This is a genomic window from Pseudomonas sp. IzPS59, from assembly GCF_014863505.1.
Taxonomy (GTDB): Bacteria; Pseudomonadota; Gammaproteobacteria; order Pseudomonadales; family Pseudomonadaceae; genus Aquipseudomonas; species Aquipseudomonas kribbensis.
On the sequence record NZ_CP062251.1, the window covers coordinates 5,164,939 to 5,181,439 of the forward strand.

The window sequence follows — 16,501 nt, forward strand, 5'->3', positions numbered from 1 at the left end:
CTCCAAAAAATCGCATTCAAGGAACGAACCGCATGTATGCCTTGTTTTACTTCTTCGCCTGGGCCGCCATGTGGGTTTGGGTCGTGAAGACGCGTGGCAACTGGAATCTGCTTTTGGCCAATCTGGCAGGCGCCGCCAGCGGTTTCCTGGTGGCGCTGGCCATCTCGATTGTATGTTCCGGCCTTTTCCCCTCAGCCGTCCCTCCGTCCTCCGCAAATTTGCTCCGCGACCTGCTGGAGGTGATGACAACCGCCGGGGCGATTGCGGGAGTCTGGATGTGGATGCTCCGCCGCCCTCAACCCGAACAACCGGTGGCCCGTCACCTGCTCGCAGGCCTGTGCGGACTGACTGCCGGCGTCACGACGCTAATGTTTTTCGTACTCAACTTTCGCTGACAACGCTTACGTCACTGGTATCACGCTTCTATTTTGATATCTTGCCGTCCATCTTCAGCGTTCATCGTCGGGGCGACGCTGATTTCCGGTTTTTGCAGGTTTAAGGAAAGGATCGAATGGAGTTTCTGCGTTTTCTGGCATTTGTCGCGGCCTGGGGTTTCATGTGGCGCTGGGTGGTGAAAAACCGCGGCAGCTGGCATCTGTTTTACGGCAACCTGGTCGGTGCGGCGGGCGGCTTTATTGTGGCGATGGTGGTGCTGTCGATCACGCTTTCACTGTTCCCGTCAGCCCATCACTACGAAGCCGAGCAGACTGAAAACGTTGTGACACGGGAAGCAGAGCCAACCTCGTTGCTGCCGGAAGCCGAGTCGGCTGCAAGCCCCGCTGCGCTGAAAGCCGCGCCAGTGTTTGCCGCTATCGAGCCAGACGACAAACCCTCGCCGCCGGACTCAGCGTTGCTGCCGAACTACGCCAGTCGGGCGCCGAAGACGATGTCGGTACAAACCGTGATTGACCAGAGCGACGATCAGGGCCGCAAAGCCCTGACAGCCCTGAGCAAAAAACTGCGCAACGACGCGCAGGGTGACAAGTCGATGCTCGCGTATGTGATGTGCAGCCCGTTCGTGACCAGTACCTTGCGCTTTCCCGCTTCCGCGCGGTTTGCCGATAGCAAAAGCATCGCACCGCAACGCTTCAAGGATCAGGTCTACACCTTCAGCAATACCGTCACCGCGCGAAACATGAACGGCGACGACGTCACTTACCGTTTCGACTGCTCCGTGCAGGAACAGCCAAGGGTCGACGCGACGCCTGCCGAATGGCGCCTGTTGGCGCTGAAGCTGCAAAAGTCGGACTCTTAAGCCTCGCTTAAGGGTTGAAAGCACGGGCTGAGCTATCATCGCCAGCCTGTGCGACCTGAGTTTTGCCCTCCGATGTCTCGAATTTCTGCTGACCTGACTCCGCTGCCTCCTGTATTGGCCGGCCCGCTGTTGCGACGGCTGGAACCGACACGCATTGTGCTTTGGCTGGTCGGCAGCCGCGAACTGGCGCTGACGTTACACCTGCAAGGCATCGGAGACATTCCACTGGATGCCGGGAAATGCACGGTCATTCCTGTGGGAAGTCGTGCATTCATTCACCTGATAGACGTCAATCTCGACGGCCCCCTGCCGTCTGACACGCAGATCGATTACGACTTGTTGATCAATGGCCACCAGCGCATTGCAGACTGGGCGCCGCATCTGTTGTACGGCAGCGCCACGTGCCCGAACCTTGTCGTGCGCTCACGGATCGATCAACTGCTCCACGGCTCCTGCCGCAAACCGCATCACCCGGCGGCTGACGGATTGCTCTGTGTCGATCAATTGCTGGCCTCTGAAACCGAGCCGCAACAGCGCCCTGCCCTGCTGATGATGAGCGGCGATCAGATTTACGCCGATGACGTTGCCGGTCCGATGCTGCGGGCGATTCATGCCTTGATCGAGCGGCTCGGCCTGTTCGGCGAGCAACTCGAAGGCGCGGTGGTCAGCGACAGCGCCCGACTCTACGAACACCCGGCCAGTTATTACCACCGTGCCGATTTGTTACCGGCACTTGAGAGCAACGAGACTTTGCGCGAGCGATTTTTCGGCGGTGCGCGCAAGCCGATTTTCACCAGCAGCAGCGCGGACAATCACTTGGTGACGTTCGCTGAAGTCATGGCCATGTACCTGTTGGTGTGGTCGCCAACACCATGGACGCTGATCGATCCACAAGTCCCGAACCTGACGCCCGAACGCCGCCAGCGCTATGCACTGGAGCAGACCCGGATCGATGGCTTCAAGGCAGGTCTGGGCAATGTCGCCCGGGCGCTGGCGCACTTGCCGAGCCTGATGATCTTCGACGATCACGACATCACCGATGACTGGAACCTGTCCGCACAGTGGGAAGAAACCGCCTATGGTCATCCGTTCTCCAGACGCATCATCGGCAATGCGCTGATCGCCTATCTGTTGTGCCAGGGCTGGGGCAACAACCCGGATGCATTCACCGAATTGCTGGAGAAAACCCGGCGCCTGAGCGCCAGCGGTAATGATCGTTATTTCGACTCCCCGGTACAGGACGAACTGATCGATGAGCTGCTGCGCTTTCAGCACTGGCATTTCGTGCTGCCGACCAGCCCGGCCCTGGTGGTGCTAGACACCCGCACCCGGCGCTGGCGCAGCGAGATGGCGCTCAAGCAACCTTCCGGTTTGCTGGATTGGGAAGCCCTTTGCGAACTGCAGCAGGAACTGCTCGATCATCCGTCGGCGATCATCGTCTCGCCGGCACCGATCTTCGGTGTGAAGCTAATCGAAACCGTGCAGAAGGTCTTCAGCTGGTGCGGTTATCCCCTGTTGGTGGACGCGGAAAACTGGATGGCCCATCGCGGCGCCGCCCAGGTAATCCTGAATATTTTCCGACACACCCGTACCCCCGGCAGCTACGTGGTGCTGTCGGGGGATGTGCATTATTCCTTCGTCTACGAAGTGCTTATCCGACACCGCAAGGCCGGTCCGCGCATCTGGCAGATCACCAGCAGCGGCATCAAGAATGAATTCCCGCCCACCTTGCTGGAATGGTTCGACCGCTTGAATCGCTGGCTCTACTCACCCCGCTCGCCACTGAACTGGCTGACCAAACGCCGACGCATGCGCATCGTGCCGTACGTTCCCGAGCATGCCGAAGCAGGTGAACGGCTTTGGAATTCGGCAGGAATCGGTCAGGTGTTTTTCAATGAACAAGGGCAGCCCCGGGACATCATTCAGCACAACTCGAACGGCGCGCCGAAGACCCGGATGCTGGCGCCGGATCTGATGGATTATCCTGATTAAGGTCTTCCTAATTTCCTACATGAAACTGCACGGCTCTTTGGAAAAGGATCACTGGATTTACAGAAACGTCTTTTGAAATTTCGTTTGATACTGGCTGCTAATTGAATTGGAGCCAGTCGATGCAAGCCAAAAACAACGATGAGCCTGAAAAAACAGCCAAAAGGTCGAAATCCGCATTTCAGGTAATGGATGAAACAGAGTACCTACTGAGCTCCCCGGCCAACGCCCAGCGGCTCTTCAATTCGATTGCCCAGATGATAAAAATGGTTGCCGCAAAAGCGGCAACCACTTCGGACCAAATCACGACAGTTACTTCACCTCAAGCATCCGCCCCACTCCCCTCACAATCATCCCCACCTCCCGCTCATCAATCGTCAGCGGCGGCAGCAACCGGATCGTCTTGCCGCGGGTGACGTTGATCAGCAAGCCGTGATCCCGCGCGGCAATCAGGGTCAGGTCGCGGATCGGCTGTTTCAGTTCGATGCCGATCATCAATCCCAGCCCGCGAATCGCCATCACATTCGGGTTGTCCGCGAGTTCAGCCCGCAGGCGGCTGAGCAAACGCTCGCCTTGTACCCGGGCATTTTCCAACAGGCCCTGTTCTTCGATGATGTCCACCACGGTGCAACCCACCCGACAGGCCAGCGGATTGCCGCCGAAGGTGCTGCCATGGCTGCCCGGCGTAAACAGTTCCGCTGCCCGGCCGCGAGCCAGGCAGGCACCAATCGGCACGCCGTTGCCCAGGCCCTTGGCGAGTGTCATGACGTCGGGGACGATGCCTTCATGCTGAAACGCAAACCACCGGCCGGTGCGACCGATGCCGGTCTGGATCTCGTCGAGCATCAACAGCCAGGCGTGGCGATTGCAGAGTTCGCGCAGCGCTTTCAGGTAACCTGGCGGCGCCATTTGCACGCCGCTTTCACCCTGGATCGGCTCGACCAGAATTGCCACGATCCGCTCGCCATGTTGCTGCTGCACCAACTCCAGCGACTCGAGATCACCAAATGGCACTTTAACGAAATCCCCCGGCAACTCGTTGAATCCCAGGCGTACCGCCGGGCCATCACTGGCGGACAAAGTGCCCAGGGTGCGGCCGTGAAAAGCGTTGGCCATCACCACCACCAACGGCTGTTCGATGCCCTTGCGCCACCCGTGCAGGCGCGCCAGTTTCAGCGCGGTTTCGTTGGCCTCGGCACCGGAATTGTTGAAGAACGCCCGTTCCATCCCCGACAACTGCGCAAGTTTGAGCGCCAGTTGCTGCTGCCAGTCGATGCTGTAGAGATTGGAGGTGTGCAACAGCAATCCCGCCTGCTCGCTGATCGCCGAAACAATTCGCGGATGCGAGTGGCCGACATTGGTCACCGCCACACCCGCGACGGCATCGAGATACTCGCGACCGGCCTGATCCCACAGACGGGTGCCCAGACCTTTGGTGAAACTCAGGGCCAGCGGTTGGTACGTGTTCATCAGGGCGGCGGTCATGACTTCAAACTCCAGTGAAGGTCGGTGTGTTTGCAGTATGGTTAGCCACCAGAGCTGGATAAACTCGGCAAAACTTCAATCATTTATAAGCAGGGCTTGATAATGGATCTGTTCCAGTCGATGAGCGTCTACGTCAAGGTCGTGGAAACCGGCAGCATGACGGCCGCCGCCCTGCAGTGCGAAATGTCCACGACCATGGTCGGCAATCACCTGCGGGCACTGGAGCAGCGCCTCGGCGTACAACTGCTGCAACGCACCACCCGCCGTCAGCGGCTGACCGAATTCGGTACGGTCTATTACCAGCGCTGTCTGGAGGTGCTGGGGCTGGTGCAAGACTCCGAACGGCTCGCCGAGCAAACCCTGGATGAGCCGCGCGGCTTGCTGCGCATCACTGCGCCACTGACCTTTGGCGTCGAACGCCTGGCTCCGGCGCTCAGCGAGTTTTCCCTGCAATACCCGCAGGTCAGGATGGATGTCGTGTTGACCAACAGCCGTCCGGATCTGCTGGAGAGTGGTCTCGATGTGGCGTTCCGCCTCGGCCATTTCGAGCAATCGAACCTGATTGCCCGCCCCCTGATCGACTACACCCTGACCGTGTGCGCGTCTCCGGATTACGTGGCCCGGCGCGGCATGCCCCTGACGCCTGAAGACCTGCAACAACACGATTGCCTGTCGTTCGCCTACCCCGCCGGCGATGACTGGCAATCGGTGGAAAAGCGCTGGCGCCTGAGCGGTCCTGAAGGTGAAATCATGATTGATGTCAGCGGGCCGATGCTGATGAACACCTCGGCCGGTTTGCATCAGGCGGCGCGTACCGGGATGGGCATCGTGATGCTGCCCGATGCACTGGTGGAGCAGGATCTGCGCGACGGCAGACTGGTGGCGGTAATGCCCGACTACCAGCCACCGAGCCGTCCTTTGCATCTGCTTTATGCACAGGATCGTTATCGGCTGCCGAAGCTTCGGCGCTTCGTCGAGTTTGCAATGAAGACATGGGGGAAAAGCTGACTACGCTTGGCATCAGTTCAATTGCAATCATCTGGTCATCAAGGATTCGATCACCCAATGGAAAACGATCTGACGGTACGCGATCTTCAACCTGCCGAAACAGAATCAGTGCGGTTGTTTCTCGGACAACACGGTTGGGGACATCGAGTCGGTTCCGCCGAATATTTTGCGCAGTTGATTCGAAACTCTCAGCGGACGGCTGTTGCACGGTGGGACGAGCAGATCATCGGCTTCGCCCGGGGCATTACCGATGGTTTGTCCAATGGCTATCTGTCGATGGTGGTCGTCGATGTACAACACCAACGCCAAGGCGTGGGCCGGAAACTGGTCGAGCATGTGATGGGCGACAACCCTGACATCACCTGGGTACTGCGAGCCGGGCGCGAGGGAGCAGAAGCATTTTTTGCCAGCCTGGGATTTGAAACCTCGGTGATTGCAATGGAGCGCCCGCGATTGAAATAACGGGCACTTACTACGGCCCCGGCTATTATCCACCTTCCCCTTTTTCAGCATGGATGCTGCGCGATGCTCACGATTCTGCAAAACACCCCGATTCGGGCCTACGTGTTTTTTCTACTTGTAGTTTATTTCGGCATCAAGGCGTTTTCTCCCCGCCGCGAAAGCCGTCTCTCGATGCTCATCACACCGCCGGCGTTTCTGGCGTGGTCGTTGTACTCCGTGAACTTGACGATCGACCCGGTTTTGTTCCTTGGCAGTTGGTTTGGCGCGCTGTTGCTGGGCAGCCTCTCGGCCTGGCTGGTTTTTTCCCGCAAGGGCGTGGCACTCGACGATACCGCGACGGGGTTGATCATGCCGGGCACCGTGAAAATCCTGATCATGTTCCTGATGTTCTTTTTCGCGAACTATTACTTCGGCTATCAGGATGCCGTAAATCCGCAGCTGGCCGCTTCATCCGACATGCTGCTGCTCAAATCCACGGTGTCGGGGTTCATGTGCGGCCTGATCAGCACCCGCTCGCTGAAGCTCTACTGGGCACTGCGAACCCTCGCTGCCCGACAGTCGCCAGTGACCGCACAATAACCATTGCACAACCGGTGATCACGACCCGCTTTTCACCAGCACCGGTTTCTCCTGATAACGCTCGGCGAACAGTTGCTTCAACTGCGCCACCTTCGGCAGGTCGTTGATCACGATGTACGGATAGGTCGGATGTTCCGTCAGGAAGTCCTGGTGATAGTCCTCCGCCGGATAGAAGCCGTTGTATTTTTCCAGTCGGGTCACGATGGGTTTGCTGTAGGCATGCGCCGCATCAAGCTGGGCGATATAGGCCTGTGCAACGCGTTGCTGATCGGCATTGACCGGGAACAGCGCCGAGCGATATTGGGTGCCGCTGTCCGGGCCCTGACGGTTGAGTTCTGTCGGGTTGTGGGCCACCGAGAAGTAGATCTGCAACAGGCTGCCGTAGCTGACCTGGGTCGGATCGAAGGTGACTTGCACCGACTCGGCATGGCCCGTATCGCCCTCGCTGACCCGCTCATATTCCGCTGTATTCGCCGCGCCGCCGGCGTATCCGGAGACGGCTTTCTGCACACCTTTGACGTGCTGGAAAACACCCTGCACACCCCAGAAACAGCCGCCGGCGAAGACTGCCGTCTCGCTGTGCGCCTGGGTGTTCTCATCAAGAGTTGGCGGTGGAATGACCACGCCTTCCTCAGCACCGAAGGAAAACGCCGAGCACTGTCCGATCACTCCGGCCGCCGCAACGCCCAACAACAGACGACGCCAGATAATTCGAGTTTTCATGTCACGCACTCCTGATCAGCCGAAGGTAAAGGCGTAGGCCGACACGCCCGGATCGAGAAACTCGATGCTGAAGGTTCGGTCCCTCACCCCATCGGTTTGCCGCACCAATTGATACAAACGCTGTTCGGTGACCCGACCACTGCCGTCCGGCGCCACGTCGACACCGTGGGCATCGCCCGGCGCCTGACCGTCGATGGTCACTTTGAAGCGCACCGGTTTGCCGTCCGTTCCCGGCCCCAGCACCAGATGCAGGTCACGGGCATGGAAGCGGTAAACGATACGGCTGGCCGGCGCGCTGGCGGTCGCGCGCTCGGCACCGACGGCCCATTGCCCGCCCAGACTCCAGTCATTCAGAGCCAGGTTGGTCGGCGCCGTGTAAGCCGCCACCTTGTCAGGCACGAGGCTGGTTTCCGGTACGAAATGTTCCGCACGCTGGTAGCCGACGTAAGTTTCCGGCGACAGCACCTGATTCATGTCCGGTGCCAGCTGCACGCCTTGGGCATCGGCATTGATCAGACCGTCGGCAACAGTTTTCGCACCGGCCTCACGCAGTAGTTGCTGGATGACCCGTTCCGATTCGGCGTAGTCCCCCTCGCCAAAATGGTGGTAACGAATGCGCCCCTGGGCGTCGGCAAAGTAATGCGCCGGCCAGTATTCATTGTTGAAAGCACGCCAGATCTTGTAGTCGTTATCGATGGCTACCGGGTAGTTGATACCCAGTTCCTTCATGGCTTTGGTGACGTTGCCTACATCACGCTCGAAAGCGAATTCCGGTGCATGCACGCCGATCACCACCAGGCCCTGATCCTTGTACTTCTCGGCCCAGGCTTTGACGTAAGGCAAGGTGCGCAGGCAGTTGATGCAGGAGTAGGTCCAGAAATCCACCAGCACCACTTTGCCCTTCAATGCCTGAGCATCAAGCGGCGCGGAGTTAAGCCATTGCACCGCGCCATCGAGCGGCGGCAACTGACCTTCGATCGGCAGCGAGCCCGGTGCCTTGGCGGCCATTTTCATCGCGCCGCCAGCAGCCATCATGCTGCCGTTTGCCGCGTCATCCGCTGCGGGAATCTGCGCCATCATCGTGCCGTTGCCCTGAGGAGATTTCCCCGAAAGCCTGCCGACCAATGCCTGCTCCAGCCCTCCGGTAGAGGCCGTCGACACCCGCGCCAGAATCCCGGTATCGAGGCCCAGCGCGATGGCGGCAACACCGGCCAGCATCGCAGCGCCAAGCCCGCGTCGAATCCACTCGCCAGTCCCGATCGAGCGCTTCATCAGCGCGAAGACCTTACCGCCCAGCAGCAGCGCCGCAGCCAGCGACGTAGCCGCGCCCGCCGCATAAGCGAGCAACAACAGCGTGGTGGCGATGCTTGCCCCTTGCAGCGCGGCACCGGTCAGAATCAGCCCGAGGATGGGCCCGGCGCAAGGCGCCCAAAGCAGCCCGGTGGCGACACCGATCAGAAACGACGCGCCGGGACGCGGACGATTGTCCTGGCCGGCAGCCTCCGACAGGCGACTGCCGGCGGACACCAGCGGCCGGGTCAGGCGCTCGGCCAGATGCGGCAGCAGCAAGGTCAGCCCGAACAGTGCAACGAACAGCAACGCGAGCCAGCGACCGTACTGATTGACTTGCACCACCCAACCGCCGCCCACCGCCGCCAGTGTCGCGACGAGGGCGAAGGTCAGTGCCATCCCGGCCAACAGCGGCAAGCCACTCTTGATAAACGGCTGCCCGGTGCGAGCGAAGACAAAAGGCAGAACCGGCAGGATGCACGGGCTGACGATCGTCAGCACACCGCCGAGATAAGCGAGAACCAAGAGCCACATGGTGTAGTCCTGTAGTGAGTGAAGATTGCAGGCGGGCCATGACTCAGGCCGCCACGGGTTTGAAGGTCATGGCCAGGCCGTTCATGCAGTAGCGCAGACCGGTGGGTTTGGGCCCGTCGTCGAACACATGGCCAAGGTGACCGCCGCAACGCCGGCAATGGACCTCCTCCCGGGTCATGCCGAAGGAGCGGTCCTGACGGGTGGCCACGGCGTGTTCCAGCGGCGCCCAGAAACTCGGCCAGCCAGTGCGGCTGTCGAACTTGGTGTCCGACGAAAACAGCGCCAGATCGCAGCCGGCACAGGCGAATGTGCCGGCCCGATGCTCGTTGTTCAGGGGACTGCTGTAGGCCCGTTCCGTGCCTTCCTTGCGCAGCACGTCGAATTGTTCGTCGGTGAGCAGCGCATGCCATTCACTGTCGCTGTGGGTCACTTCGAACGCTTCGTCGGCAAACGCCTCGCCGACCAGCGCCGAGCCCGTGGATAACTTTGGCAATACACCCGCCAGTAACGCTGCAAGCCCCAGCCCGCCGCCCGTTGCCAGAATCTGTCGCCGTGAAAACATGGCCGTCTCCCAAAATTCCAGATGCCTGTCGTGGAACACAGCCTAGGCTTGGGTTGATCGCCAAATCCTCACGGGAAGTTAAACAATTCGTGATAACTCGCCCGGAGGAAAACCCGCACAATGCGCACATTGCGCCGAAGGATTGAGCTTCATGGAACAGACCAAACGCGTCCTGGTGGTCGAGGACGACCTGCACATCGCCGACCTCATCTGCCTGCATCTGCGGGACGAACAATTCGAGGTGGTCCACAGCGCCGACGGCGACGAAGGCATGCGCCTGCTGCAGCAAGGTCACTGGGATGCATTGATCCTCGACCTCATGTTGCCCGGCGTCGACGGCCTGGAAATCTGCCGCCGCGCCCGGGCCATGGCCCGATACACACCGATCATCATCACCAGCGCCCGCTCCAGCGAACTGCACCGCATTCTCGGCCTTGAACTGGGCGCCGACGATTACCTCGCCAAACCGTTTTCGATGCTTGAACTCGTCGCCCGGGTCAAAGCCCTGCTGCGCCGGGTAGACGCCATGGCCCGCAACCTGAAGATGGACGCAGGCAGCCTGAGCCTCGACGGCCTGACCATCGACCCGATCACCCGTGACGTCGCCCTGAACGGCCAGCGCCTGGACCTCACCCCGCGTGAATTCGACTTGCTGTACTTCTTCGCCCGCCAGCCGGGCAAGGTGTTTTCGCGCATGGACCTGCTCAACGCGGTCTGGGGCTACAGCCACGAAGGCTACGAACACACGGTCAACACCCACATCAATCGCCTGCGGGCGAAGATCGAGGCAGATCCGGCACAACCGGTGCGCATCCTCACGGTGTGGGGCCGTGGCTACAAATTCGGTACGGGTACAGAACAACCATGAAACTGACCCTGACGCAGCGCCTGTCCCTGGTATTCGCCGTGTTGCTGCTGGCGTGCTGCGGCACGTCGGCGTGGCTGCAGGTGCGCTCCAGCCAGATGCATGAGCTGGAGGTGGTGCAGGGGCTGTCCCGGGATCTGGCGCAGCACATCGCCCACGACACAGTGCTGATGGACAGCCACGGCCTGATGCCCGGCGCGGTGCGCGAACTGTTCAGCCAGTTGATGCTGGTCAACCCGAGTGTCGAGGTGTACCTGCTCGACACCGAAGGCCGGATCGTCGGCAACGCCGCACCGGAAGGACGCCTGCGTCGGCAGACTGTCGACCTGCAACCGATTCGACGACTGCTCAATGATCAACCGCTGCCGATCCTTGGCGACGACCCGCGCAGCATCGACGGCCGCAAGGTGTTCAGTGCCGCGCCGTTGCAGGTCAACGGCAAGCCAGCCGGTTACCTTTATGTGGTCCTGCTCAGCGAAGCGCACGACCGTTTCGCCGAGCGCGGCGCCACCAGTGCGGCGCTGAATACGGCGCTGCTGTCCATCGGTCTGGTGGCGTTCCTGTGTCTGATTGCCGGTTTGACGGCATTCAACCTGATCACCCGGCCATTGCGTCGGTTGACCGAAACCGTGAGTCGCTTCGACATCGACGGCGCACCGCAATCGCTGCCAATCGCGCCGACGCCTGTGGACAAGTCTGCCGACCCGGACGAAATCGCCGTGCTCGACGCAGCGTTCCGGCAAATGCAAAACCGCCTCGGCGAACAGTGGCGCTCTTTGACCCGTCAGGATCAGGAGCGCCGGGAACTGGTGGCGAACATTTCCCATGACCTGCGCACACCGCTGGCTTCGCTGCATGGTTACCTGGAAACGCTGTCTCTCAAGGACGCCACCCTGTCTCCGGAAGAACGCCGCCGCTATCTGGGGATCGCCCTGGATCAGAGCCGCAAGGTCGGCGGGCTCGCGCAGTCGCTGCTGGAGCTGGTGCGCCTTGAGCATGGCTTCGTGCAGCCTGTGCTGGAGCAGTTTTCCCTGACCGATCTGGTCCAGGACATCTTCCAGAAATTCGAATTGGGCGCCGAGGCGCGGAACGTCGAGCTCAAGGCCAGTTTCAGTGCCAACCTGCCGACCGTCTGCGCTGACCTCGGGCTGATCGAACGGGTGCTGACCAACCTGTTCGATAACGCCTTGCGCCATACGCCGCCGGGGGGCGAAATCGAACTCGGTCTGAAACCCCAAGGCGCGCTGGTTGAAATCACCGTCAGTGACACCGGCCCCGGCATCGCCGCCGAGTTGCGTGAAGGTTTGTTCCTGCGTCCGTTCAATATCGGCGGCGCGCGACGCGACGGCGGACTGGGCCTGCGGATCGTGCACCGGATCCTGCAACTGCACGGGCGCGAGATCCGGTTGCTCGATGTTGCAGGACGGGGCGCGACCTTTCGCTTCTCGCTGCCGGTGGATCAACAGAACGCCGAACAGTGGATCGTTCGTTCGATGAACCTGAATACGCCGGGCAAATAATCAACTCCATCGGGCCGTTGCTCCGTGACAACACTGCCCCGCTCCCCTAAATTAGTCGGCCTGAAAAAGCCCCCCATGCTTTCTCGTCTTATCCCAAGTTAAAAAAGTAGTGAAATTTCAATGTCCGATTTCAACACCGCTGAATCCGTAGTCACCCTGTCGTCCAAAGCGGAATACGAAAACTCCATCAATCTTTCACAACACATTCCACAAGCGAAGATCATCAGCGAGATGGTGCTCGACGCGTTCCAGTCGACCCGCGAGAGTGAGCAGATCCGCGAGCTGCGTGCCGCGATCCGTCAGGCCCATGATCGCTTCGATGACGATCTGGCCTACGAGCTGATGGGCCAACTCAAGCGCCTGAAAGACGCCGAGGCGGCCGACATCGCAGCCCTCGAAGACCTGAGCAGCAAGTTCCCGATCAGCCGCATCCTGTCCAGCTTCAAGGACGATCCGGCATTCCAGGAAATCGTCTACGGCCTGGCCCTCAAGGTGCTGAACCAGACCCATCAGGCGATCAGCAACCCGAGCGGTGGCAAGAGCAAAGCCGCGCGCGCCAAGAAAGACGTCGAAGTATTCAGCATCAGCAAGGACGGCATCAGCGTGACCCTGCCAATGCGCACGCCGCGTTCGCGCCTGAGCGTGGATCGTGAGGCGCTGGAATTCCTCGGTTTCACCTTCGTCGGTGAAGGCGAAGAAGCAGAAATCGAAGGCGAGACCTTCGTTGACAACACTGGCACCGAACACGCGATCAACCGCAAGAACATCATCACCGCCCTGCAACAGCAGACCGCGTTCGATGGTTACAGCATCGCTGCCCAGTAAGCGCAGCGCTGACGAAAAAGCCCCGCTCTGAATCTCAGGCGGGGCTTTTTGTTGCGCGGCTTTCAGCGATTACGCCGACGGATGTACCGCCGCGATCATGTCGACTTCGATGGCCGCGTTTTTCGGCAACTGATAGACGCCGACGGTTGTACGCGTATGGCGGCCGGCATCCCCCAGCACATAACTGAAAACGTCGGATGCGCCGTTGGCCACTTCACTCAGGTCGACAAAGTCCGGTGTCGACTTCACATAGACCGTGACCCGCAACAACGCCCTGACCTTGTCCAGCGAACCGACCGCATCGACGATGAACGCCAGGCAACGCATGGCGCTGATGCTCGCGGCGGCTTGCGCGTCCTTGAGCGTCAGTTCCAGCCCGACCCGGCCGGGATACTGAATCTTGCCCTCGGTGCGCGGCACCATGCCACTGATGTACAGCTCATCGCGATGACGCACCAGCGGCGCGTAATTGCCGCCCACCGTGTTCTCGCCATTGATGTCGTAATTCAGCTCTTTTGCCAGGGCAATGAAGCGTTCGTCGCAGGTCATCCTCTCAGTCATTTCGCCCAGCCTCTTGATCGATGCGTGAAGAATTGCAGGTTACGACAGTCGAGCGCCGAGCAGTGCATGGCGCCATAACTGACAGGGTTGGATCCAAATCTAGGTTTTTTGCCGACACACCGCAACCTGTGTTTGCTTGGACAAAAAAGCCCCGCACGACATTAAACGTGCAGGGCTTTACGCAGACTTGGAAACGACTTTAAACAGCGCTCAATCGCTCGACCATATCAGGGAATTTTTCCACCAAACGGATCAGCAAGGCAGCCTGAGCGTTGGGCTTTGATTTCTCCTGCTCCCAGTTTCTAAGGGTGCTTGGACTTGTCCTGATTCTTCTGGCAAAAACGGCCTGTGACATGTGCAGTTTTTCCCGTAACGCTACGATTTCCTGAGCACCGACTTCGGGGGCTGGTTTGTCCTCAAGCGTCGTATTACGTAGCGTGATTTTTCCTTCGCGTTGAGCCGCCATCTCATCAACGCCCTGCATCAATTCTGCAAACAGGTCGCGTTTTTTCATGGGGTACCTCGTGTTTTCAACTCTTTCTCTATGGCTCCCTTGAGCGCCCTCTCTTGATCGGCGGTCAAATTCTCAAGCTCATCTTTGTCATAAATCGCAAACATCCAAAACTGGCCATCATTCATAAGCCAATAATAGATAACTCGCAAGCCGCCTCGCCTGCCTTTACCACGACGAGCATCCGCCCAACGCAGTTTTCGGAAGCCACCGGTTCGAGGCATGACATCGCCCGCATGCGGATTGCTCTGCATGTAGGTCTGTAGCTCACGATATTCGTCGTCCGTGAGGTAATGACCCAGGTTTGCGGTGAACAGAGTGGTTTCAAAGAATATTGTTCTCATACAAAAAACTATAAGCAAATTGCCTATAGATGAACAACAAACACCTTTCTCTCCGGATAAACAATCCTCAACAAAAAACCCCGCTCATCTCTCGATGAACGGGGCTTCTCGTACAACGTTCGAACCTTACGGCGCGTACGTCAGCAACAGCTCAGTCGGCACCTTGAAGTCCAGGGACATCATGACGCTCAACGCGGTGATGGTGAAGATCGAGAACACGAACAGCTTGCGTGCCCAGACCGTGTCATCCACCGCTTTGTAGCCGGTCCAGGCCATGTACAGCCAGTACATGCCCATGGCCGCGGCGACGGCGAGGTAGCTCATGCCGGCGTAGCCGCTGAAGGTCAGCATCAGGGTCGCCACGAGGAACGCCAGGATGTAGAACAGGATGTGCTTCTTGGCCACCTGGATTCCGCGCTTCACTGGCAGCACCGGAATCGATGCGGCCAGGTAATCGTTGAAGCGGAAGATCGCGATGGCGTAGGAATGCGGCATCTGCCACAGGCTGAACATCACCAGTAGGGTCAGCGCGGCCATGTCGAAGCTGTTGGTCACGGCCACGTAACCGATCACCGGCGGCATGGCGCCCGACAGACTGCCCACCAGCGTGCCGTGAACCGACTTGCGCTTGAGGTACAGGCTGTAGAAGCCGACGTAGATGATGAAGCCGATCACGGCGAACAGGGCAGCCAACGGGTTGGCCACCTTGTACAGCAACGCAACGCCGGCGACACCCAGGACGGTCGCATAGACCAGGGCCAGTTTCAGGGAGATAAGGCCCTGGACCAGCACCCGGTTCTTGGTGCGTTCCATCTTCAGGTCGATGTCGCGGTCGATGCAGTTGTTGAACACGCAACCGGAGGCCACGACCAGGGAAGTGCCGATCATGGCGGCCAGGAACACCGCCAGATCTACATGCCCTTTCGAGGCCAGGAAGAACCCGCCTGCCACAGAAAGCACGTTACCGAAAATGATCCCCGGTTTGGTGATTTGGATAAAGTGCTTGAGCGACATCGGGTCTACCTCACTTCGCCATCATGTAGGTGTGGATGCTGAACATGATCCACAGCGACAGACCGACCAGCAGCACGATCACGATGGCCGTAAAGACGAACGCAATCACGTTGTTACGTTGGGCAACGGAACGGTCCAGGTGCAGGAAGTAATACAGGTGAACGATCACCTGGATTACCGCGAACAGCAGGACGATTGCCAGCGTGGTGGACTTCGGCAGGGTCGGGAACATCACCAGGCCGAACGGGATGACGGTCAGGATCACCGACAGGATGAAGCCGATGGCGTACGACTTTACGCTGCCGTGGCCAGCATCATGGCTGTCATGGGAGTGTGCATTAGCCATTACAGGGTCCCCATCAGGTAAACAACGGTGAATACGCAGATCCACACCACGTCCAGGAAGTGCCAGAACAGGCTCAGGCAGCTCAGACGGGTCTTGTTGGTCGCCGTCAGGCCGTGCTTGTTGACCTGGTACATCATGATGCCCATCCAGATCAGACCCGCGGATACGTGCAGACCGTGGGTACCGACCAGGGTGAAGAACGCCGACAGGAAGCCCGAACGGCTAGGACCGAAGCCCTCGGAGATCAGCAGGTGGAACTCGTTGATCTCCATGGCGATGAAGCCTGCGCCGAGCAGGAAGGTCATGAACAACCAGCCCAGAACCTGCTGCTTTTTACCTTTGTACAACGCCAGCATGGCGAAGCCGTAGGTGATCGAACTGAACAACAGCAGAGCGGTTTCGCCCAGCACGTATGGCAGTTCGAAGATGTCGTGGCCCGACGGGCCACCGGCGACGTTGTTTACCAGTACCGCGTATACCGCGAAGATCGACGCAAACAGAATGCAGTCGGTCATCAGGTAGAGCCAGAAACCGTATACGGTCATCTCGCCCGAGTCGTGGTGATGGTCATCGTGCCCATGGTCGTGGCCATGGGCGTGTCCAGCATTGGTCACTAAGTTCGACATTG

General features: G+C 59.5%; 19 protein-coding genes. 9 read left to right on the top strand and 10 right to left on the bottom strand.

Annotation, left to right across the window (positions count from 1 at the left end; genetic code table 11):
* The first annotated feature begins 32 nt into the window (after positions 1-32).
* From IF189_RS23085 to IF189_RS23095, 3 genes are all read left to right on the top strand, one after another.
* On the top strand, positions 33-395 hold the full coding sequence (locus tag IF189_RS23085; RefSeq protein ID WP_192552323.1) for a hypothetical protein: 363 nt from the start codon (positions 33-35) through the stop codon (positions 393-395).
* A 116-nt stretch (positions 396-511) separates the two neighbouring features.
* A complete protein-coding gene (locus tag IF189_RS23090) occupies positions 512-1,255 on the top strand; it encodes a hypothetical protein (protein WP_192552324.1) in 744 nt (247 codons plus the stop codon).
* Between the two features lie 72 nt (positions 1,256-1,327).
* A complete protein-coding gene (locus IF189_RS23095; protein ID WP_134828024.1) occupies positions 1,328-3,247 on the top strand; it encodes an alkaline phosphatase D family protein in 1,920 nt (639 codons plus the stop codon).
* A gap of 309 nt (positions 3,248-3,556) precedes the next feature.
* Here IF189_RS23095 and IF189_RS23100 read toward each other — a convergent pair whose 3' ends face one another.
* On the bottom strand, positions 3,557-4,729 hold the full coding sequence (locus IF189_RS23100; protein WP_192552325.1) for an aspartate aminotransferase family protein: 1,173 nt from the start codon (positions 4,727-4,729) through the stop codon (positions 3,557-3,559).
* 102 nt (positions 4,730-4,831) lie between these two features.
* Between IF189_RS23100 and IF189_RS23105 the strand changes: the two genes are divergently transcribed.
* The 3 genes from IF189_RS23105 (at position 4,832) to IF189_RS23115 (ending at position 6,778) form a co-directional block, all read left to right on the top strand.
* The gene (locus tag IF189_RS23105) at positions 4,832-5,737 is read left to right on the top strand and encodes a LysR family transcriptional regulator (protein WP_192552326.1); all 906 of its coding nucleotides are present in this window, start codon (positions 4,832-4,834) and stop codon (positions 5,735-5,737) included.
* A 57-nt stretch (positions 5,738-5,794) separates the two neighbouring features.
* Positions 5,795-6,199, top strand: a complete 405-nt coding sequence (locus IF189_RS23110; protein ID WP_192552327.1) for a GNAT family N-acetyltransferase — start codon at positions 5,795-5,797, stop codon at positions 6,197-6,199.
* A gap of 63 nt (positions 6,200-6,262) precedes the next feature.
* Positions 6,263-6,778 carry a DUF6622 family protein gene (locus IF189_RS23115; RefSeq protein WP_134828027.1) on the top strand — a complete coding sequence of 172 codons (516 nt, stop codon included), beginning with the start codon at positions 6,263-6,265 and terminating at the stop codon, positions 6,776-6,778.
* 18 nt (positions 6,779-6,796) lie between these two features.
* Here the strand turns inward: IF189_RS23115 and msrA are convergent, their stop codons facing one another.
* Genes msrA through msrB form a run of 3 tightly spaced genes read right to left on the bottom strand, consistent with a single transcriptional unit; the run spans position 6,797 to position 9,887 of the window.
* Positions 6,797-7,501 carry a peptide-methionine (S)-S-oxide reductase MsrA gene (gene msrA / locus IF189_RS23120; protein WP_192552328.1) on the bottom strand — a complete coding sequence of 235 codons (705 nt, stop codon included), beginning with the start codon at positions 7,499-7,501 and terminating at the stop codon, positions 6,797-6,799.
* Between the two features lie 15 nt (positions 7,502-7,516).
* On the bottom strand, positions 7,517-9,325 hold the full coding sequence (locus IF189_RS23125; RefSeq protein ID WP_134828029.1) for a cytochrome c biogenesis protein DipZ: 1,809 nt from the start codon (positions 9,323-9,325) through the stop codon (positions 7,517-7,519).
* A gap of 43 nt (positions 9,326-9,368) precedes the next feature.
* Complete coding sequence (msrB, locus tag IF189_RS23130; RefSeq protein WP_134828030.1) at positions 9,369-9,887, bottom strand: peptide-methionine (R)-S-oxide reductase MsrB; 519 nt, start codon at positions 9,885-9,887, stop codon at positions 9,369-9,371.
* A 151-nt stretch (positions 9,888-10,038) separates the two neighbouring features.
* On the opposite strand from msrB, the gene IF189_RS23135 reads away from it, so the two are divergent.
* The 3 genes from IF189_RS23135 to IF189_RS23145 all read left to right on the top strand — a co-directional run bounded on the left by IF189_RS23135 (position 10,039) and on the right by IF189_RS23145 (position 13,097).
* Entirely contained in the window at positions 10,039-10,755 is a 717-nt protein-coding gene (locus IF189_RS23135) for a response regulator transcription factor (RefSeq protein WP_192552329.1), read from the top strand.
* Positions 10,752-12,272: a sensor histidine kinase gene (locus IF189_RS23140; RefSeq protein ID WP_192552330.1), complete on the top strand. Its 1,521-nt coding sequence runs from the start codon at positions 10,752-10,754 to the stop codon at positions 12,270-12,272. The genes IF189_RS23135 and IF189_RS23140 overlap by 4 nt, the downstream gene beginning before the upstream one ends.
* A gap of 120 nt (positions 12,273-12,392) precedes the next feature.
* A complete protein-coding gene (locus IF189_RS23145; protein ID WP_192552331.1) occupies positions 12,393-13,097 on the top strand; it encodes a hypothetical protein in 705 nt (234 codons plus the stop codon).
* Between the two features lie 69 nt (positions 13,098-13,166).
* Here the strand turns inward: IF189_RS23145 and IF189_RS23150 are convergent, their stop codons facing one another.
* From IF189_RS23150 to IF189_RS23175, 6 genes are all read right to left on the bottom strand, one after another.
* Entirely contained in the window at positions 13,167-13,658 is a 492-nt protein-coding gene (locus IF189_RS23150; RefSeq protein WP_192552332.1) for a RidA family protein, read from the bottom strand.
* 199 nt (positions 13,659-13,857) lie between these two features.
* Positions 13,858-14,172 carry a helix-turn-helix domain-containing protein gene (locus IF189_RS23155; RefSeq protein WP_007956715.1) on the bottom strand — a complete coding sequence of 105 codons (315 nt, stop codon included), beginning with the start codon at positions 14,170-14,172 and terminating at the stop codon, positions 13,858-13,860.
* Complete coding sequence (locus IF189_RS23160) at positions 14,169-14,513, bottom strand: toxin (protein WP_096822808.1); 345 nt, start codon at positions 14,511-14,513, stop codon at positions 14,169-14,171. Before IF189_RS23160 ends, IF189_RS23155 begins: the two co-directional genes overlap by 4 nt.
* Before the next feature lie 126 nt (positions 14,514-14,639).
* Complete coding sequence (cyoE, locus tag IF189_RS23165) at positions 14,640-15,527, bottom strand: heme o synthase (protein WP_039765651.1); 888 nt, start codon at positions 15,525-15,527, stop codon at positions 14,640-14,642.
* A 10-nt stretch (positions 15,528-15,537) separates the two neighbouring features.
* Positions 15,538-15,873 carry a cytochrome o ubiquinol oxidase subunit IV gene (gene cyoD / locus IF189_RS23170; RefSeq protein WP_085709371.1) on the bottom strand — a complete coding sequence of 112 codons (336 nt, stop codon included), beginning with the start codon at positions 15,871-15,873 and terminating at the stop codon, positions 15,538-15,540.
* The gene (locus IF189_RS23175) at positions 15,873-16,499 is read right to left on the bottom strand and encodes a cytochrome o ubiquinol oxidase subunit III (protein ID WP_007956720.1); all 627 of its coding nucleotides are present in this window, start codon (positions 16,497-16,499) and stop codon (positions 15,873-15,875) included. Before IF189_RS23175 ends, cyoD begins: the two co-directional genes overlap by 1 nt.
* Between the last annotated feature and the right edge of the window lie 2 nt (positions 16,500-16,501).